Annotated in this window: 9 protein-coding genes; 6 read left to right on the top strand and 3 right to left on the bottom strand. The window is 44.4% G+C overall.

All coding sequences use genetic code 11. The features are described from left to right. Nucleotides 1–29: 29 nt before the first annotated feature. Both BW980_RS22395 and BW980_RS22390 read right to left on the bottom strand, forming a co-directional pair. Complete coding sequence (locus tag BW980_RS22395; RefSeq protein WP_076456986.1) at nucleotides 30–209, bottom strand: hypothetical protein; 180 nt, start codon at nucleotides 207–209, stop codon at nucleotides 30–32. A gap of 34 nt (nucleotides 210–243) precedes the next feature. Next, entirely contained in the window at nucleotides 244–483 is a 240-nt protein-coding gene (locus BW980_RS22390) for a hypothetical protein (protein ID WP_139327753.1), read from the bottom strand. Nucleotides 484–680: 197 nt separating this feature from the next. On the opposite strand from BW980_RS22390, the gene BW980_RS20275 reads away from it, so the two are divergent. Next, nucleotides 681–2,003, top strand: coding sequence for a Kelch repeat-containing protein (locus BW980_RS20275; protein ID WP_076456984.1), 1,323 nt, complete (start codon nucleotides 681–683; stop codon nucleotides 2,001–2,003). Between the two features lie 72 nt (nucleotides 2,004–2,075). Here the strand turns inward: BW980_RS20275 and BW980_RS20270 are convergent, their stop codons facing one another. Further along, a complete protein-coding gene (locus tag BW980_RS20270; protein WP_076456983.1) occupies nucleotides 2,076–6,155 on the bottom strand; it encodes a hybrid sensor histidine kinase/response regulator transcription factor in 4,080 nt (1,359 codons plus the stop codon). A 583-nt stretch (nucleotides 6,156–6,738) separates the two neighbouring features. Between BW980_RS20270 and BW980_RS20260 the strand changes: the two genes are divergently transcribed. The 5 genes from BW980_RS20260 (at nucleotide 6,739) to BW980_RS20235 (ending at nucleotide 22,099) form a co-directional block, all read left to right on the top strand. Continuing rightward, nucleotides 6,739–9,861 carry a SusC/RagA family TonB-linked outer membrane protein gene (locus tag BW980_RS20260; protein WP_076456981.1) on the top strand — a complete coding sequence of 1,041 codons (3,123 nt, stop codon included), beginning with the start codon at nucleotides 6,739–6,741 and terminating at the stop codon, nucleotides 9,859–9,861. An 18-nt stretch (nucleotides 9,862–9,879) separates the two neighbouring features. Continuing rightward, nucleotides 9,880–11,556, top strand: coding sequence for a RagB/SusD family nutrient uptake outer membrane protein (locus tag BW980_RS20255; protein ID WP_076456980.1), 1,677 nt, complete (start codon nucleotides 9,880–9,882; stop codon nucleotides 11,554–11,556). Between the two features lie 726 nt (nucleotides 11,557–12,282). Continuing rightward, nucleotides 12,283–14,862 (top strand): heparinase II/III family protein, encoded by a 2,580-nt coding sequence (locus tag BW980_RS20245; RefSeq protein WP_076456978.1) that lies wholly within the window; start codon nucleotides 12,283–12,285, stop codon nucleotides 14,860–14,862. Between the two features lie 131 nt (nucleotides 14,863–14,993). Further along, nucleotides 14,994–17,000, top strand: coding sequence for a hypothetical protein (locus tag BW980_RS20240; protein WP_139327752.1), 2,007 nt, complete (start codon nucleotides 14,994–14,996; stop codon nucleotides 16,998–17,000). A 35-nt stretch (nucleotides 17,001–17,035) separates the two neighbouring features. Beyond that, nucleotides 17,036–22,099 carry a chitobiase/beta-hexosaminidase C-terminal domain-containing protein gene (locus tag BW980_RS20235; protein WP_076456976.1) on the top strand — a complete coding sequence of 1,688 codons (5,064 nt, stop codon included), beginning with the start codon at nucleotides 17,036–17,038 and terminating at the stop codon, nucleotides 22,097–22,099. Nucleotide 22,100: the final 1 nt, after the last annotated feature.

Raw genomic sequence — 22,100 nt, 5'->3', positions numbered from 1 at the left:
AACTCCTAAAGGCCCGATGAGTTGGGGATTCACTCTCCAATAAAGGCCTTGAATTTTTCAGGGGTTGCATTGTGGTCACCCACTAGAAAATAATAGAACATTCCACAATCTGAACTATCGGCATCGCCACCGCTGTGGGCCTGTATCCGTTTATACATCCATTGTATATTCGAGTCTTCCTTGGTGGATTTTCCGATTTTCTTGGCCAAATTTTGAATAGCGGGTTTTAATGCTAGGGTAATGTCAAAAAAATACCTTGGGGTCGAAGTTCCATCGTTCTACGAGTCCGTCACAACTTATTTTTAGCTCATTTTCCGCATCGGGCCCTGCTGGGGCGTCAATAAAGTTGTTATACGAAAAGTGCACTATTTTATCCTGCAGCCCTAGTTTAGTGACGATGGCTCCAGAGGCTACGGCCGCCCCCCCAATCATCGGGGTCGCCCGTAGGCCATTTATAGGCATTGTCGGCGGCGCTGTTTCCATCAAAACTCACTGCGATCCGGTTGTTCCTTTAGTTCCATTCTTGTGAATGGAGATCTGCCGAAATGAGTAAGACAAGGATTATAAGAAGGGAAGCGTATTTAGGTATAGGGACTATTTTTAGAAATGTATGGAAATCCTTTTTTAGGATTCGATTAATACTAAATTTGAAAAGTCAATAACCGCTCTCAGTTTAAATTATGAAAAAAATCGATATCGCTAGCAAACTTCTAGGAAGCTTTGTTTTGTTTTTGGCCCCTATTTTTATAAACGGTCAAACTACCGAAAAAAATGGAGATCAATGGATCGACAAAAACGAAAGCGAGAATTATACGGCACGGCACGAGTGTTCTTTTGTACAGGCCGGGGATCGTTTTATTTTGTTTGGAGGAAGGGAATCGGCACAAACCTTGGAGTTGTACGATTTTAAGAATAACTCTTGGAAAAAGGCGGCAAACAAGGCCCCAAAGGAATTCAATCATTTTCAGGCGACTTTTTACAAGGGGTTCGTTTGGGTCATAGGAGCGTTTAAAACCAACGAATTTCCCAGGGAGATACCCGAAGAGGCCGTTTGGTTGTACCACCCTCCGACCGATCGATGGATAAAAGGTCCTGAGATACCTAAAGAACGTAGACGAGGAGGCGCTGGCTTGGTCGTTTACAATGATGTGTTTTATTTGATAGGTGGAAATACCATAGGGCATGATGGCGGTTATGTGAATTGGTTCGATGCTTATGACCCAAAAAATAATACGTGGACGGTTTTGGAAAATGCATCCCAACAGAGGGACCACTTCCATGCGGCGGTTATCGATCATACCTTATATGCCGTAGGAGGGCGGCAATCAGGAGGTGAAGGCGGGGTTTTTGCTCCCTTGATCGGTACCGTTGATACCTATGACTTTAAAACCGGCCAATGGTCTACATTGGAAAACGATTTGCCGACACCTAGGGCAGCCCCGGGAATTATGGCTTTTAAAAACGAGCTGTATGTAATGGGGGGCGAAGGGGAAAAGAAAGGACCTGCCTATAAAATTGTAGAAGCGTATAAGCCCGAGACGGGAACATGGTCGAATAAGGCCCCGATGCATTACCCCAGACATGGTACCCAGGCCATCTTGTCGGGCGAAGGTATTTATATCGCCGCGGGATCACCTAAAAGGGGAGGGGGAACCCAGCACAATATGGAGGTATACCATAAGGATGAACCTGTAGGGGAAACCTTGAAAGCTTCGGAGCTTATCGTTCCAAGCAAGGCCAAAATAGCATCGGGAGGCATTCAATCGATTACCGTTAAAAATGCCCACGGTAATACGGCAAGTTTTGTCAGTTCTATTCAACTCATAGGCGGGGCAAAGGAAAATTTTAAGATCCAATCGCAGACCGAATATTTTCTGGTCGATGCCGGCGAAGAATTCAAAATTGAGGTCAAACACCTTGGTAAGGGCGCAAAGGAAACGGCATCGATTGAAATTGTGTACAATGGCGGCATCAAAGAAACTATTGAACTGATCGTCAAATAATGCTTTCCGGAGCAAGGTGTAAAATGTAACTACTTTGCCTGCTTTTAAAAAAGCGCGTACGAGGGAATGCCCCTAACCGTTGTCCAATATATCGTTGAGGTATTCGGTAGGCGATTTTCCGTATTGCTTTTTGAATGATTTGCTAAAACTCGAGGGATTTTTAAAACCGACTTGCCAAGCAATTTCAGAAATGTTGAATTTTCTTTCCAAGAGTAGCTTCATTCCATTTTGCAATCGAATGTAGTAGATGAATTCTACGGGACTCATTTTTGAGATGTTCTTTACCTTTCGAAATAAGTTGCTTCGGCTCATCGACATTTTTTCACTTAGCTCTTCCACGCTAAAGTCCCCATTATCCAAATTCGCTGTAATGTGTTCTACTACTTTCTGTATAAAGGCCTCGTCTATAGGATTTTTTGTAAATGCCGAAGAATCTACCACCTGTTCCTTGGCCAGTTTTTGAATGAGCATTTTCCTGCTTTTTACCAGTGCGTGGATCCGGGTTTTAAGGATGTCGGGGTCAAAGGGTTTTTCCAAATAGGCATCGGCCCCGAGATGAAGTCCCCTCATCTTTTCTTCGGTCATGGTCTTGGCGGTCAGTAAGATAACGGGGATGTGTAGGGTCTTCTGATTTTCTTTAAGGCTTTGGCATAGGCCATATCCGTCCATTTTGGGCATTAGCACATCGCTAACGATTACATCAGGAGGCGTTTTTTCCACCACTTCGAGGGCTTCAAGGCCGTTACTGGCCGTTTTTATGATAAAATCGTCTTTCAGTAGCAGGCTTAGGTATTCTAGAAGCTCGTTATTGTCGTCTACTAACAGGATATGCATTTTTCCGGGTTCCCCATAGGTAGTTTCCTGGGTTTCGTCAAAAGACCGGTCGTCGCCCAGATAGGGTTCCAATGCAAGTATTTTCGGGAATGATGCGGGGTCTGTATTCGTATCCTCTAGGAGGGAAGTGACATTTCCTTTCGGTAGGAGGATGGTGAATTCCGTTGTCTGGTGGTCGCTTTTGGCGTGGATGCTTCCGTTGTGTAGTTCAACGAGTTCCTTGGCTAGCGATAAACCTATGCCCGTTCCTCCATGGGCATCGTTTCCTTTGTAATAGCGGTCAAAAATACGTACGAGGTTTTCCTTGGAAATATTGGGGCCTGAATTGCTTACGGAGATACGAATCCACGAATCGCATATTTCCTTTTGGGGGGCATCCAGTTTTTTCTGGGCCTTGATCTTGATTTGTACCACCGAACCTTCGGAACAAAACTTTAGGGCATTGGCCATTAGGTTGTTGATCGCTTTATAGAGGTGGGAGGGATCGGCCAATATGACATTGTCTTTTAAAAGGCTGTGACAATTGATGATAACTTCCTTTCCTTCAGCGAACAGTTGGAAACTTTCACTGATTTCTTGCACAAAATGAAGAATGTTGATGGGCGTCGGTTTAAGGACGAGTCCCCCTTTTTCAAGTTTCCTAAAGGTAATCAGCTCGTCGATCAAGTGTATGAGCTTGTCACTGTTTCTCTTGATGATCTTGGCTTTTTTTCGAATATCGACCGATATGGTATTGTTGGAGATGATATCCTTTATTGGCCCTGAAATCAAGGTGAGCGGGGTTCTGAACTCATGGGAAATGTTGGTAAAAAACTGTAGTTTTAAATTGTTCAGTTCTTTCATTTGTTCTTTTTCCCGCTTTTCAAGAAGCAGTTCGCTTTCCTTTCTGGCATTTGCCGTTCGGTATCGGATAAAAATGTAAATGAGTCCGTTTATGATGGCCACATAGGTCAAAATGGCCCACCAGGTCTTCCAGGGTGGGGGCAAAACGCTAATGCTGAGTTTTGTGGGTTTTGAGTTCCAAGAGCCACTGTGGTCTTTGGCCTTGACAATAAAGGTGTAGGTGCCCGGATTCAGGTTGGTATAGGTGGCCGTGTGTTCCTCGCTCTTGTTGTAGACCCAATCATTGTCGAACCCCTCTAGTTTATAGGCGTAGTCCCTACTTTTTTCGAAACTGCCATTAATATTGGCATATTCCAAAGTAAACATGTCGTTTTTATAATTTAGGGTGATGTTGTCGGTATTGAAGATTTGTTTGTCAAGTATAACATCGCCATTGATCCGTTCTTTGACCTTGACGGCTTTGTTTAAGATTCGAAAACCGGTAATGAGTACGTCGGGCGGACTTTTGGTAAAGGAAATTAGCTTGGGGTCAAAACGGATAAATCCATTGGCATGACCAAAGAAAAAGGCGGTATCGCCCTTTTTGTAAAAGCATGAGGGACTAAAGATCAAGTTGGGCAGGAAATATTCAAAATGCTTTTCTTTATCGCTGTACCGCATCAAGCCTTTGATGCTGCTGATCCAGAGGTTGTTTTCGTTGTCTATGATCAGGCCGTGTACCGATTTATCGGCGAGGCCTTCGCCCACACCGATCAATTCGCAGGTATATGTGGCACTTCCGTTTTTGGTGAGTTTGTTGAGTCCACTTTCCGTACCGATCCACAAATGGCCCTCGTTATCCTCTTCCATGGCATTGATCATAGAACCGAAAAAGTGCTCAGGTATGGCCAAGGGGGCAAAATCTCCCTCTGGGTCTTTTTTATAGATGAAGGGGCCGTCTATTCCTGCATATATGGCCCCATCAGGCGATTTGTAGAGTGATCGTACAAATCCTTTCAGCAGTGGGAGCTTACTGGCCAAGGTGTTTTTTTGCATATCGTAAGCGAAAAGTCCGCTTATAGTGCCAATGTAGGCTTTGTTATCGGCGGTGTCGAGCAAAAGACTGAACACATTTTTACCGGGTAATAGATGTTGTACGTATCCGGTTTTCAGGTCTTTTATTACAAGGCCGTCGAGAGACCCGATAAACAATTTTTGATCCAAAGACGCTATAGAACGCCCCATATTGGCCTCGGGGCCCATATTCAGTCCCAATTTTTTAATGGTTCCATCTTCATTTGTGATACCCGATGTTCCCTTTGAGGATGTGGTATACCATAGGTCGCCTTCCGGTATGGCCGTGATGCCCCTTACTTCGTCTTTGTTCGTACTTTTGGTAAAACTGAAATTTGAAAAATTCCGGTTTCGGTTGAGCAAGGTGCTTAATCCGAGATTGCTACCGATCCATAAGTTGTTACCTGCATCAAAGTTTAGCTTGAATATTCGATCGTTGCTAAGACTGTAATCGTTTAGGTAATGTTGCTGATAAAAAATAATCGGGCCATCGTTTCCATTAGGGTTTTGTCTTTCTATTTTACCTAATCCCTGCGTGGTTCCCAACCAAATATCACCCGAATTGTCCATGGTGAGGTCGTAAATTTCAAGATTCGGGGAAACCCCATCGCCAAGAAATAGTTTTTGAAAGGCACTTCCCCCGTGAGCGGTTAGTGAATCGGTTTTTGAACGATAGATACCATCACCGCCACTGGCAACCCATAGTTCGTCTTGTACAAAAAGTATGTCCCATATTCTATCGTTATAGGCGTTGGGTTTTACATCAAAGGGGAAATAGGTTTGTGATAGGTTTTTTTCATCAAAGCGTACGATACCTGTTTCACAACTCACCCATATATGTCCCTTTTCGTCAGGAGCGATGACATTTACGGCATTGTTGAGCGGGTAATCTTTAAACTGATGTACTTTGCCGGTTTTGATTTCCAATAGGCTGAGCCCCTTTTTCGTGCCGATCCATAGACGTTGTTTTTGGTCGATATAAAGGGATTTGATTTCCTTATGGGGCAAAAAATCGGAGGTTTTGAAATTTAGAATGGAGTCTTTGTTGCGTTCGATCTTACTTAGGCCTTCGGTAGAGCCTATCCAAATATTCTCTTTCTCATCTTCGGCTATGGCATATACCCAATTTCCCGCAATACCGTTACCCTGTACATTTTTTGAAAATTGCTTAAAGTTATACCCATCGTATCGGCATAGGCCGTTCATCGTGCCTATCCAAATAAATCCTTTTTTGTCTTGGTAGATACTTCTCACCCTGTTATCGGGAAGTCCGTCCTTGGCAAAAAAACGATTAAAGGCCAATCCTTTTTGTATGGCACTTTCTCCTTCTGTTTTTTGGGAAAAGTTAGGTGTCGGCATGAATAAGACCGCTAGCACTACGAGTAGCATTTTGATTGGGTGATAGTAGTGTTTGGTGGTCATGGTTTCGTCTGTTTTTGAAAATGTACCGGTCTGCCTTGATTTCTTTATGTATATTTTTCGGTCGTAAGGCCTTATATAAACCTACCACAATGGGCCAATACGTACTAAAATTACAATCGTTCTTTCTGATCTTATCCTTAATGCTCCGTTTTAAGGTTTAGGGGGAAACACGTCCATTCAACGGTGATGTATTGGGGTGAACGGGGTGTTTTAATAGTACAATAGGGTGATAATCAGAATAGTACTCAAAATTAGTATTGAAATATATAGCAATATATAGGTTACGTACTGGATTTTCTTTTTATTTCGCTTTTTCTTTTTTGGCACCTGTGGCATATGTTCTGTTTTAATGGACGGGGAAAAGAATTTTTTCTCTAGTCCAAAAAACTGAATTCCCATCGATAAGGGCATGCCCCAAGTTTCATTTACATGTCTCCATCACCCATTTTCTTCAAATTCAACTAGAATAGCCGCTTGCAACATATAGAAAAGCTTTTGGCACTTCCGGGCATGTGTATGAGTTAATGTATTCTGACTTTTGGGTATCAGTATTTAGGAATATAATAACTACAACCAAAAAATTATGAAAAAATGTAAAAAGCAAACTCTAGGGCTGAAATTGGTTTATTTCTTGATGATTTTATCAGGGAGTATCTTTTCCGCTCAAGCACAACAAACGGTTTCCGGAACGGTTACTGATAATGAAGGGGAGCTACTTCCTGGAGTAAATGTGGTGGTCAAGGGAACCAATAGAGGGGTGGTCGCCGATTTTGATGGTAACTATAATATTAAGGTTGATAGAGGGGAAGTGCTATTGTTCTCCTTTGTTGGTTTTGAGGCCAAGGAAGAACTTGTCGGAGGAAATACGATTATTAATGTTGTGTTGCAAGAATCTTCCGAGAATTTAGATGAGGTCGTTGTTGTTGCCTATGGTACCAAGAAAAAACGTGATGTAATAGGGTCGATCGCGAAGGTAGACGGTGCCAAGATTGCACAGACGGCAACAGGTTCGATAACAACTGCCTTGGCAGGTAGGGCGTCTGGGGTACAGGTTACGAACGGACAGGTTACCTTGAGAGGTATCAGCTCCATAAATTCAGGAAACTCGCCCCTTTGGATAGTTGATGGTGTTGGCGGAGGTCAAGGCGATATCAATCCAAATGACGTTGAATCTATTGAAGTGTTGAAAGATGCGGCCGCTACGGCAGTGTATGGTTCAAGGGCTTCCAACGGGGTAATCATAGTGACCACTAAAAGGGGAAAAAGGGGTAACCCGCGTTTTAACCTCAACTATCATTCAGGATTATCTCAATTTACAAATACCGATCTAGGGTATGCCGGTACAGATAGGTTATTTGATATTATGGAGATTGGTAGCCAAAACTACGATGGTACCAGCTGGGATTTTCAGCAGAGCGTAATGTCCCAAAATCCATGGGCAACGGGTAATGAAACAATTACCAATGAAGAGGCTCGAAGTACAAATACCAATTGGAACGATCTGTTGACACGGGTCGGAAGTTACCATGATGTCAATTTTTCGGCCTCTAGTGGTACCGAAAATTCAAATCTTTATGCGACGGTCAATTACAGAAGCTATGATGGAAATTATATAAATGAGGGTGGTGAAAACGTATCGGGCCGTTTAAATGTGGAGTTTGTAAAAGGAAGCCTTACCTACGGCCTAAGGATTTTTGGAAAGTATAACAAGAGTAGTAATAGTGGGGCAGGCTTTGTACACGGTCTTACTTGGCTGCCCGTCTATAGCGATACCAACGCATCTGGTTATTGGAATGCCGAGACCGGGGCTCATCCGTTAGCAAATTCAGATCCTAAATTCAGGTCTAATAATAGCCGTAATTTTGGGGTTAATTCCGTGGTTTTTGCCAAGTGGAAGATGCCGTTTGTAAAAGGCTTGACATTGTCGGCAAATTATCAGCCCAATATAAGTATGGGCAAGAGCGATTCGTACAAAGCGGGAGCCATTACACAAAATTTTGCGACCCAAGGCAATACGGGTAATGGAAGCGCTACTCAGAGTTATGGATATGTTTTTAATTCACTCGTAAATTACAACCATACTTTCGGCGAAGATCACAATATTGATTTTGTGGGCGGATTTGAACAGGGAGCATCAAAAAGCACATGGACCGGGGTTCAGGGCACCAACCTTTTAGGGGTGTTCCATGAAGTAAGAAAATCGACCGATCCCATTACCGGTTCCGATTACTTGAGCTCGGAAGGCTACCGTAGAAACTTCTTTTCGCGTTTAGACTATAAATTTAAAGATCGATATTTGCTTGGAGCCAGTGTGAGTAGGGAAGGTTCGGCTAAGTTCGTAAAGGAAAACCGATGGGGGACTTTCTATTCCGGGTCGGCCGGCTGGATTATCTCGGATGAGAATTTCTTGTCATCGGCAGATTGGATTTCGCTTTTAAAGTTAAGGGGAAGTATCGGACAGACCGGTAATTCAAGTATTCCTTATGTAACGGAAACCAATTATTCTACCAATACCTCTATTAGAAATTATGGAGGGGTAGGAAATACTTACATCACTAATTTCGCTAACAAATTGGCATCATGGGAAACTTCTACCATGAGTGATTTTGGTGTAGACTTCGGATTCCTTAAAAATAGGGTCAACGGTTCCATTGCCTACTATAAACAAGATGTGGAGGATATGCTATTGGCAACACCACTACCTTATTCTTCTGGTTTGGCTAGCGGAAATGGTGGTACGGCAAGAGGAGGTTCTTTTGTGGAGAACATTGGAGACATGGTCAATAAGGGAATTGAATTGGATGTTTCATGGGTAGCCGTGAACAATGATAAATTTTCATGGACCGTGGGCGGTAATGTCGCCTTTAACGAAAATGAAGTTGTAGCTCTTAACCCTGAAGCGGATAAAACAGGAAAGGGGATAATTAAATATGCCGCTAATAGATACTATACGCTTACGAGATCAGGGGCGGCAATAGGTCAATATTATCTACCGGAATCTGCGGGAGTGGATCCTCAAACTGGGGTTTCAATGATTTATGAGGTTGATAGGGAAGTTTATGAAGAAACAGGTGCTACCGTCAAAACAGGTAGGTTGATCCCGGCAACGACCAATAATAAGGGGAATAACAGGATGATTCAAGAGAATAAAACGGCCTTACCGACTTATTATGGTGGTTTTTTCAATGATTTTAAATATAAGAACTTTGATCTTTCCGTATTATTTTCTTTCCAAGGGGGGAACTACATCTACAATGATGACCTATACAAAGGTTTAGGGACAGGAAGCGCTCCGGTATTGGCTGATGCCTATACCAAATCTTGGGAGAAACCGGGTGATATTGCTGAATATCCGCAGTTGGTGTATGGGAATCGATATCCATATAATGATGAGGGTGAATATGTAGAAGGAGGTAAATTTCTGTACGATGGGGCTGAGTCCAAATTTCTTCAAAGAGGGGATTATATAAAGTTGAAAGAGCTGGTTCTGGGATATTCTATTCCTGCTTCCGTTATAGACCGCTTGGGAGTTTCAAAATGCCGTCTATATTTCAATGCCACAAACCTACTTACTATTACTGATTATACAGGTTTTGACCCCGAGCTTCAGCGTTATGGCGGTGATGGTGTTCTTAATGGAATGACATCTCGTTCTTCCGGACCACAGAGAAGAACGTTCTCCCTCGGTATCAACCTTAATTTCTAATCAAAAAAAAGACGAACGATGAAAAATAGATATAGTACCTTAATAGTTTTATCGCTATTGGCTTTGGTTTTTGTACAGTGCAATGACGATGAATTTTTTGAGTTGGAGCGCCCTCAACTGTTTCCTTGGAACAGTGTGGATGAGTTTGAGCTTTCCGTTGTGGATTCTTACTACGGATTTTTTCTTAACTCAGGTTGGACAGCCCCTTATGGTTATTCGGCATATCGCGATTTTGTAATAAGTGATATTTCTACCCATACCGACCATCAACCTTTGGAGCATGCCGCGATCAATCAATACGACCGTGATTTTACGGCAGTATCCAATTCAGAGGGCGATGCCGAATTTGCCCAACTATACAGGGTTTTGAACCAAATATTACCAGGTTTGAAATTTATCGAGGAGAAAGAGCAAGAAGGTACCGATGCCTTTTCTGCCATGACTCCCGAAGATCGAGATCAGCTGCAACAGCAAAAGGGGGAGTTGTATTTCATGAGAGCTTGGACCAATTATCATTTGGCCAAGGGCTTTATGCCTACCTACGTACCGGGAGGGGATAATTCGGGAAGATATATTCCATTAAAACAGAATTTTGACGAAACGGCCGATGCATTGCGGAGTTCACAATTGGGCAGCGTTCAAGAATTTTATGATTTGATGCTTTCCGATTTGCAAAAGGCAAAAGAGCTGCTTCCTGAACAACACGCTAAAGCGGGGCGAGCTAATAAGTATGCGGCAGCGACCTTACTGTATCGCATAAAATTTGCCATGGGAGATCATGCCGGGGCCTTAGATGAATGCGATTTTGTCATTACCGATGCGGTAGATACCAAAGGGTATTATGACCTTTCCCAAGATCCTGAAACGGCCTGGACAAGAAATTTTGGCGACGCCAAGGCGAATGAGGTGATTTGGGAGGTGGCTTTTCGTCCTGAATCAAGTGATAACGATATTCCCTTTGCCCGAATGACTAAAATTGGCTATTACAGGGCCAATGGAGGTGGTAGAGGAGATGGCACCCTTGATGAGAACGGTAATGTAAATGGTTGGATACAGAGTTGGGCCGGAACCATGGCACTGTCTTATTACGCCTTGGGGCGAATGGGATGGATGGATATGACGACCAATACTCCTACACCCGAAGCCTTGGCCGATAAAAGGTTCAATCAACTTTATTATTTCCTAAAGGCAGGAGCTGATAGAAATGCTGCAGTGGATACCGTGGGTATGTCGGTACCGGAAAGAGTGGCCTATATGACTTCTTTTGACGGTAATCCCAAGGTAACAAAGAACCATATTTGGATCGATAAGTATTATCGGGCCGAAGATGGAAGGTATGCCCAACTGCCTTTGATGCGATTGGCTGAGCTTTATCTGTCACGAGCCATGCTTCGTCTTTCTGTAAACAACGATGTAATCGGTGCTACCGCCGATGTTAATGTGGTGCGACAAAGGGCAGGACTGACGGATCTGGCTTCGGTTACGCCACAATCGGTAGAGGAGGAACGATTAAGGGAGCTTGCCGGTGAAGGTGGTGATCGCATGTTATATATGAAGGGTTTTAAAAAGGAAATTGACGGTAATAAATTCAACGAAGCCGGAGTTGCTATTCCTGCCATTGCTTTTCCTTATGAGGGAATGTATACCCCCGTTCCTTTGGGAGAAACCGATTATAACGATAATTACAACAATTAATAAACAAGTAGGGCTAAAAGTTCTATATATTGCCCTTGATTTGGCAGGTTTTTAACTGCCATCTTCAACCTTGCGATTTTTTGAGGCACCAGAGGTCCCTTCCGGTATGACGCTGTATCTTAAATATAGCCATCATATGGGAAGGGAGGTCGGTGGGGTTTTTTACATAAGGAGTTTCAGTGCAGAGGGTAGAGCAAGTAAAACAAAGAACAGTACCATTTTTGAACCTACTGTTTAATACAATTACCGACGATTTTCTTTCCAAAACCTACCACTAAACCTATATCGTCGATACTACTGTTTTTTCTTTCAAAGACAGTAATCACGGGGAATGGGCGTAAACAATCACTCCTTTAAAATCCTCTGTAAATACCAAAATGGGGGCAACACCCTTATCTTAATTTTTTATGAATCCCAAAGGGCATTGTACCTGATATGGGGCATTTATATAAAGGGTTGGGCAAGAGGGAACTTCATACAGAACGAAATAGAAAGCATAAAGGGGGGCGCCAAGCTCCTTTCTACTTGCAATATTTTTATGAAGTCCCATTATATAGGCCTTAAAACCCTGTTGTGCAACCTTAGCGCAAGAGATTGCACCTTGGGGACCGATAAAAAAAAGGAGGGTGGCCTTATTTTGTTCTCGGCAGGGTCTCTTTCCCAGGGGACGGAAAAGCCGTATTGAAAAATAAAATTTTGAGTCGAATATAAAACTTGAATCTAGTTATGAATAAAAGAATAACCGTAGCACTTTGCTTTATAGGGCTGTTGGCCTATAACGAAAGTGAGGGGCAGGTCTCCGGTAGGGGACAAGAAAATTTGCTGAAAAAGAAGGAGCTTCCGGGCGAATATTCCGCGGAACAAATTCTTAATGGGGAATATCAATGGCCCGCTTCCCCTGAAATTACGATGGAGGCCCTTGATTCTCCTTTCTTTGTAAAGGATGCCTTCGGAACCGTACCTGAACCTGGGGTGCATCCCAGAATTTTATTTTCCCCGGAGGATTTGGAGGATATTAGAAACCGGTCTAAGAATACGAAGACCGGAAGGCTCGCCTTAAAAAATCTAAGGGCGTACCAAGATATATCGATCCGTAAGGAACATACGGCCAGTTACAATGTCTATCAAGCCTTATTGGCCGGAAATATAAAGAAAGCTAAGGGTTTACTTGATAATTACCCCAAAGCTGGGGAAGGCGATGGGGTGAGTTGGCACCACCGTCCGCAGTTTCTTTATGTCCTTTTATTGGAAACATTTGACTGCCTATTGCGAGACGACACGGAAAAAGGGGCTGAACTGGCCACGGTGATAACCAACCTCGGGAAAATCTATCAAAAGAATTTGGATCAAATGGACCGAGCCTTTAAAAGCGCGTCGGAAATTCTATCCCAAGGAGGGGATGATGGCAATGCTTTAAAATTCAATTCACAACTCAACAGTGATGTGTGGCGTAGCGGTCGAAAAGACGCCATTGGAGGAGAGCCTTATTTTGCCTTTTTATATGATTTCGCCTATAACTGGATGAATAAAAGACAGCAGAAGAGCTGTAGAAACCTTTTGAATACTTACACCAAAGGAAAGACGGCCATGGGCTCACATATGCCCCATCATTTCCGTAATTGGAATTGGATTGCCGTAGGATCAGGACTATTACTGACCTCTTTGGCTACCGAAGGGGAAGAGGGTAACGATGCTCGTGTCTACGAACACCAGAAAGAAGTTCAGACCGATTACCAAAAATACGGATGGTCAGAAATGGGGATGAGCAAAGAGGCTATTGGATACACTCAATTTGGACTACGTTGGCATGGACCTGCGCTTGTGGCCATGGCTAGAAGAGGGCATAATCTATGGAATCAGAAACGTTGGTATAATTCCTTGAAATGGTATGCCAATTCGGTACAACCGGGAGGTGCACGTTTTATTAGCCATGGAGATGGGGGGGAGGCCGGACCTACCCTGCAGACCCTTCTCGCCTGGAAGCGCAGTTATCCCCAAGATCCTTTGGTAAATTATGTTTTACAAGAAACCCTAGCCTATCAAAATGGCGGCGGCGATAAGTTGGACGGAGGAAGAGGCTATGTCATGTATCAAATTATTTTTGCTGATGACCCCTTGCCGACCGATTTTGAAGCAGGAAAGCGATTAGGACTCCCCAATACGTATTTTGATCCCGAACGCAAGTCCTTGATTACCCGTTCGAATTGGGGTGACGATGAGGTACAGCTACAATTGGAATGCCGCGATGATCAAATAGGGCCAAGCCATCAACACGCCGATCGTGGGAATTTTACCTTTTCTGGAGCCGGAAGGGCGTGGGCGATCGATCGTTTTAGGGGTATAGAATCACGACATCACAATTGTGTGATCATCGACGGTAAGGGACAAGGTTATGTGCCGCCCCCGGGAGAATGGTTAGGCCTTGTAGATAACGACGACGCTACGTTTGGGGTTTTGAACGCCAAGTATGCGTACGATTGGTATTGGCAGGGTACCTTGAGCGGGTTTGCCGATAAAGACCAACCAAGACGCCGTTTTAAACGATGGGAATACTTGACCGGGGAAACCGATAAGTGGCTGGCCAAACACCCAAATTTTGACTGGAAGGCGAATATCGACCGCTCACCGGTGGTCGAAGCCTACTACAACGGCTTTGAAAGTGGCGATCCCAGAATGTGGGATGAATATGCCCGTCCGGTTCGTGTAAAGCACAATCCCGTTGAAAAAGCGTTTCGTTCGGCAGGACTCGTGCGAGGGGCACACCCTTATGCCCTAGTGGTAGACGATATTCAAAAAGATAGCAAAGACCACACCTATGAATGGATCATGATGGTCGATAGCGATGTGGAAATGCTTAGTCTTCAAATTGACGAAATCATACTAGGCGGTGATACGAAAAGGACCGAAGGGGCCTGGGGTACCTTGAAATTCGAACCGAAAGAGGGAGACGCCCAATTATTGGTCAAGGTTTTGGATCGTACCGTTCCCGAAGATATATTCAAGAATCCCCAGATACGGTTGGAAACCTTTGAATACAAAGATGCAAGAGATTGGCCCGATGGTAGAAGTTTTGGTATGGCCAAGCGCTTGGTCATTCCTTCCTATGGGGTGAACCCTAATTTCAAGATGCTGCTTTTTCCTTACTATCATGGAGAGGAAAAACCACTGATAAAATGGAACGAATCTAAGACCGAAGTCTCCATAGAATGGCAAGACCAGAAAGATAGGGTCATTTTTAAGGAGAACGAAAAGGGGCGTACCACCTACAAGGTAATCCGTAATGGAAAAGTAATCGCAGAAATCTAAAAAGGCTTGTGCGAAGCGAAACATAATTTACCGATTCATTATCTGGGCTTAGGGCCGGCCCCTGTATCGACCGGTCGTATTGTACGATTGTAAAACCAATAAACCGACCCTGGGAACAAAGACCAAACCAAATGAAAAAAACGTTCGAAACATTCCTTTTAGCAGCTTGTCTATTCGTTATGGCACTTTTACCGACAAAGGCACAGGGCCAAGTAGACCGTTCATATGACCATCTTGATAAAGAGAGGGCCAAAGACCAACTGAAGCATTTCTTTACGCCCAAGCGCTTGGCTTACTTTTCAAAACAGGGAGAGTGGAAAGGAAAGGAAGAGTGGGGCTTTACCCGTTCCTTGGAACCACTGGCTTATTGTCAAGCGGCCTTGGCCTCGGGAAATAAAAAGGCCATTGCCCAAGCCAATCGCTACCTCGAAAATTTTCCCGATTACTATCAAGAATGGCATCGTGTCAACTTTTTACTGTCAAAATACGGCGCGCTGATCAGTGAAAAGGCCAAAGTAAAGCTCGAAGGCCACTTAAAAAGCATTGCCGATGGATTTTTGGAAGACCATTGGAACTTTGTAGGGACCAATGATAACTTCCCCTGTATGGCTACCTGTGGCAATATTTTGTACGGCGAGCGTACCGGTAATACGATACAGGTCGAGAAAGGCCGGGAACGTTTGCAAATGTTCAAGAGGCAACTTACCCGTAGTGGGGTAAACACGGAATACAGTTCGCAGGCTTATTGCTTTTTGCAGATAGAGCCCATAGCTATGATCGCCGAGATGGCCCAAGATAGCACGATTAAAAAATTGGCCCTCGAAATAGAGGAGCGTCTTTGGATCGATGTATTGGCACATTACCACCTCCCTACGGCCAAAATGGTGGGGCCTTGGTCGAGGGCATATCAATGGGATATGAGAGGGGTCGGACTTCCGTTCGCTATGTTCGATTTTGTATTGGGCGACCTTACTCCTTACTTCCGTCTTGACGATTATTTCCTTCCCAGTGAAGAATGGATAAAGGTGAGGGCGGCTTCCTGTTATGGAAATGAGTACCATTGTCCGAAATATCTTGTCGATTGGGTAAAGAACCGACAATATCCATTTCATTTCCTTGCTACCGCAGATGGATGTGCCAGCTATGACGATAGGGGAATGGAGAAGTTGGGGCTCAATGCCGATGCCATGGACCCCTTTGTCGATTACGATTTGGAACCTTACGGGGCATGGAACAGTCGCATAGAAACCTATATGACCGAAAAGTATACCATCGGTTCCGCTTCTATACCTTACCATTCTGGCGAGCAGACCGAAAGCTTTCTGGTTACCTATCCTAAAAAGAACATCGTCGAGAGCCCTAAAAATACGGCAACCATCTTTTCGCGCTTTATTGTCAATGGGCAGGAAAAATTATCGGGAGCGACCGATGGATATGGAGATCGGGGAATTCTATACAGTGAAAGGGGAAGACGCCTGGTTACCCAACATAAAAATACTGCCGTGGTTCTCTATCGTCCAAAACGATATAAACGGGAACAAGTAAGCAGCCTGAGTGTAGGGATTTATATTCCCAATGATCAATGGGGAGATGGGGCCAATACTATCGATGAAATATGGGTCGGTGATGACAAAATCCCGGGAAAAGACTTTACGGCCAAAGGCCATAAGACCATTTATGTGAAAGATGGGGAGGTGTATATGGCGTTTGTGCCACTGGTGCCCGTAAACTATGGTTCGGAATACGACCTTCGGATTCAAGAGAGGGAAGGTTATACGGTTATAGAATTCTTTAATTATCAAGGGGAGCCGATCGACTTTACACGGAATCAGTTCGCTTTAATAGGGAATGGTTTTGTATGTGAAGTGGCTTCTACGGAGGAGTATTCATCTTTTGAACAGTTCAGGAAAAAGATAGGTGGGGCAAAGGTGGAAGATAATTATAGGGCGTATCAACATTATAGGAAGAATCCCCATAGATATGTGAAGTATGACCGGGGAGATCTTTTTATAGAAACGGAATACAGCCCTATAGACGAAGGGGTACGTTATCAGACGGTCAATGGAAAAAACGTGATAAAACCGGTACTGGAGACCGATGGCTTGGAGATAGGGAGAATCCCCTTTTTAGGATATTGATATAAACTTTACTACAGAATTTTAACCGAATGCATATGTGTACTAAAAAATTGACTTTATTAGCTTTCTGCTTGACCCTTTTTATCGGGAAGGGGCTTGCCCAAGATTATATTCCGAAAGACGAACAAGATTTTTATAAGGGAAGCCACGGACCGGATGCGGATTATATTTTGGAGGGCGGATTAATAAAAGATTTGCCTCCCATGCCCAAGGTCGATTTTGATTTTAAGGGTGAAGGTTTTGATTCGGAAAAACTGAGCGAGGTACCCGAGCCCGGGGTACACCCAAGGGTAATCATGAGTCCGTCGGATGTTGACCGAATGAAGAAGATGGTAGCTATGGGAGACCAGGCTCCGAAATTCTTCAAACTGCAGTTGGAAGATCTGCGCAAGAATGTAGAATGGGAAGTGCCCGAAAATTTTGAGTACTATGCCAATCCTTTCGGTGCGGACGGTAATATTGCCAAATGGGCCCTCTTGGCCTTATTGACCGATGATCAAGATCTAGGAAGGCGCGCAGCGGAGGCAACTGTGGCGCATGCCCTGTATTTGGAACCTCGTATCGATATCCTAAACCACGAGAAAACCGCGGAAAGCTTTAAAGATGTATCCTACGACTTTGTTAGGACCGATTTAAAATTTGGCCCCTATACCTATGCCCAAGCCTATTATTCCGGAGGACGAAAAAGAGTAGAGGAGCTAAAGGAAAAATACGGCATGGAATACTTCTTTTCCAACACCCCCGGAGGTTATTTTACCTTGGGATGGGAATACGACTACGGGTATAACTTTATGACCGAGGAAGAGCGTAGCATTGTACGTAGGGTCATTGCTAAGGCCACCTATGGAAAATACGACACGGGAATGGCCATTCCCGGACAGATGTACATCAATAACCATATGTCGTCCCAGGCCAACTGGATTCCCTTGGCACTTGCCATTGAGGGGGAAAAAGGATATGATGAAAGAATCTTGCCCATAGCTACGTGGAGCTTGCAGAATAAATTGAATTACGACCTCTCTTCCAGGGGTACCACCTATGAGAATACTAAAGGTTTTATACCCATGTTGGCCGTATGGGCGGCTGGTAGAAGGGGCGATCGCAACTTATTAAAGCACAGCCATCTTTTGGCAAGGGCCGAATCGGAGGCCTTGAATGCCCGAAAAATATACAACCGTTATGTACATCGGCCTCGTCGACGCCCAAATGTCCCCGGATTGGAAGATATACGAACAGGTTTTGACGAACCCCGATTTTGGCGTACCTCCCCAGGGAGTGGTACAGGCGGACATTTAGAGTTTTGGCACATAATGAAATACTTTTACCCTAAAGATACCCGGGTAGATTTTGTATACAACATAAAGAACTCCATATTCAATGCCGATATGTTTGAAGGCAAGAAGGGTGAGGATTATTCGGGAAAACTTCATAAATCATGGTTTCAGTTACCGGGGATCACCCTCGTAACGGCCTCTGAAATTACATCCTACGAACAGAAGGAAGAATTAGAACAGTTTGAAGATATGCCCCGCTTTTGGTATGATGGAGAACGGGGTATGGTTACTATGGGCAATGGTTGGCACCAAGATGATATGTTGGTACATATGGAGAATAGGGTAGACCAATACTACGCCGGGCATGAGACCCCACAACATGGCGATTTTCAAATATGGTCACATGGTATTCCTTGGAGCCCGAACGTAGGGGCTTACCGAGATGCCTCATATAGGGCCTTGGTGACCGTAGACGGACTTGCAGGGGTCTATCAACCTGTCTCCGGAGATTCGATGACGGCGACCAATACCGCTGAGGCGGCCTCAAGTGTGGTGGAAATGACCACGGCTTACGGTTGGAGAAAGTACGAAAAGCTGATGGAACTGGATCATCCGGCCTTGGCACAGGTCAATCATATTATGGGACGTTTTAAGGAGTCTGCCTATAAATTAGATCGCTTCTCCGAACTCCCTTTCCAACCGAGGATAAAGGAACACTACGACGGATTTGGTCACTTGGATTACGGTCCGTGGCATGGGGAAACCCGTGGTGTGGAACGATATGGAAAATGGGCCAATGATATGGACCACGTGTTTCGTACCATGCATTTTGCACGTGGGGAAAAACCGTATTTATTGGTCATTGACGATTTGAAAAAAGACGGCAAGGCCCATCAATACGATTGGCGAATGCCCCTTATAGGCGATTCGTATGTATATGAGGTCAACCCGGCGGCACAGAACCGCCATTTAGAATTGAACACCAAGGGCGTAATAGGAACCGATATCATTATGGCCATGGCCGATAATAATGTGAATAGGGGTAGGGCCGCAACATGGGAGGCCTCATATCCCGTTATGAAACCCAATCCTAAAAAGGGGGATCCCATGCTCTTGGTAAGGGTTTTATGGAGAAACAGTAATTTTCCGTTTCCCCTGCCCAATGTTCAAAAAGCTTGGGGGTACAATATGTTGAGTATTCCTGCGAATGCCGTTGATCCAGAGTATAAGGTGATGCTCTTTCCTTTTCGATTTGGAGACAAATTGCCTACCACCGTGTGGTCGGATGACCTTACCCAACTTACGGTAAATGTTGGCGGGAATACCGATACCTACACCTTTGGGAGAACCGATAAAGAACGTACGGTCTACGCAATGGAGCGTAATGGCAAGAATGTTATGAACTCTAAAGCTACTCCGAGCAAGCCTGTTTTAATCGAGAAGGGGCAGTGGACCATAGACCACAATAATCCAGGGTATCGGCCTGCCCGTTTGTTCTTAGACGAAGAGACGGTTTCCTTTGCACCTTCCCAATTGGGTAGCGTGGTGTATTATACTACTGATGGAACCGAACCAGGTCCTACTTCAAAAGTCTATGACGGTCCCATTAAAATTGACAAGTCTTGTCTTTTAAAGGCGCGTACCTATCAAGACTCATGGGAATTTGGCGAAAAATGGAGTCCGGTTTCCGAATATGCCTTCCAAAAGGCCAGTCCTTTGATAGCTTCCGGTCAGGTACAAGGCGTTCAAGGCCTTTCTACCAAGGTCTACGAGTTGAAAACAACGATATACGATAAAAAGGGCTTCTTTCAAGGGGACAAAATATCTTTACCTGAAGTAGGAGATCACAAGCCTATCCTTACCTCTACAAGCTCCAATTTTACGGTACCATTTGTAGAACCAAGGCAATCCAGTACCCTAATGACGAAGTCTTTTTACCTTTTTGAAGGGTATTTTGAGGCCAAGGAAGATGGTGTTTACAGGTTTGAGGTAAGCTCTAACGGCCCTATCGATTTTAGCATGGGAACTGCTTCGGTCTTACGTGTAGACAAGCAATACGGACTCTCGTACAAGAGTAGGTATGGGGAGGTGGCCCTCGCCAAGGGCAAGCATAGGTTCAGGCTTTTGGTTTGTGATCCCATGTTTTGGAAAGGCGATATCGAGGAAGCTTATAAAATTAAGGTGGGTGTTAAGCGACCGGGAGAAAAACAATATACACCGGTGCAAGACCAAGAGTTGACTACCACGGCTCCCTTTGTAATACGTGGAAACGAAACCCATGTAGATCAAGTTAGGTTAAAACTGTTGACCGATCATTCCAAACTAAAGTATGCCTATACGCTAGATGGTTCCGACCCTCTTGTAGCAAAGGCAAGGGAATTACGGGAAATCGTGGTCACGGAACCCGGCTTACACTCGTTACGCGTGGCTGCTTTTAAAAACGGGTCTAGGCTTGGGGAAATTATCGGGAAGCGTATCCACGTGCTAAAGGCCCACCCTGCCGTGGAGGTAGCCTCCGTACAGGGAATAAGGATTCAAAAATATGATCGAATCGATTTACTGGGAGGCAATAATGACATTCCCGAAAATGGATTGCCTCCGTCATATTTTGAAGTGAAGGGATCAAAACCTTACGAAGATCGTTTTGTAACTACACTTTCTGCCAATGATACTCCTAGGAAGCTAATGGTCTATACCGGTCTATTTGAGGTCGTAGCCGATGGCGTCTATGAATTTATGATGCCCAATGGCAAGGATAACAGTGTGCAATTGGTCATAGATGGTGAAACCGTTTTGCATAGAAGGGTACATGCCCCTGCCATGCCCGGCAGTATTTACCTCAAAAAGGGAAAACACCGGATACAGATCAAAGTGGCACTTGGTAAGGCGGAAATCAGTGTTAAATATCCCAACGGCAATGCCGTACAAGACTTTCCGGTATCGGCTATTACCGTGCCTTTGACGCCGACCTTTAAAATTGCAGGGAAAGAACTAAGCAATAATGCCATAGAAATTTTTGAGGATACTCAGTTGTCATTGGGCGCTCCCGACAAGGGGCACAAGATTCGGTATAGCCTTAATGGAGGAAAGCTTCAATCGTACAAACGCCCCTTAAAAGTGTCAAAGTCGACGGTCGTAAAGGCTGGATTGTTCAAAAACAAGATATTGATAGGTGAATTTAGGGAAGTCCATCTAGAAAGAAACAAGATTCCGGAAAGAGGTTTGGTCGCCTATTTGGCCTCAGAGGAAATTACAAACGGACTTACCCCTGTAAACGGAGGGGGCAAGGTTTCCGCAGTCGTTGAGGGTGGCGTGATCGTCCCAGGAAAGATAGGCAAGGGTATAGGGTTGTTCAAGGAAATTTCACAGTTGGTGGTCGATAAAATGCATACGCATGAAGATGCGGCGACCGTAAGCATGTGGATAAATTTTAAAGATAAGTCAAACGTCATGTTCGTTACGGGACTACCTTATTTCTACGAAGAATACACCTTAGAGAATAGGGAGAACGCACTTCAGGCCGACTATGCCAGGAGTATCGGACTGATAAAAAAGGAAGTGAACGAAGCCGACATGGCCCCAGGCAAATGGTTTCACGTGGCAGCGACCTACGGAGAAGAAATCCGACTGTATTTTAATGGGCAAATGATCAATTCGGTACAAGTACAGAACAAATCGGCACGAAGGGGAAGCGGCCGGGCCTCAAAAATCAACCTGATGGTCAATAGGTCAGGGGCAACCAATGCTTCCATGGATGAATGTCGCATATACGATAGGGTCTTGACCGCTAAGGAAATCGAAACCATCTACAATGCCGAAAAATAGT

The organism is Zobellia uliginosa, from assembly GCF_900156625.1.
Lineage (GTDB): Bacteria > Bacteroidota > Bacteroidia > Flavobacteriales > Flavobacteriaceae > Zobellia > Zobellia uliginosa.
The sequence above is the reverse complement of the archived record's forward strand: the minus strand, read 5'-3'. Positions and strand labels throughout refer to the sequence as shown.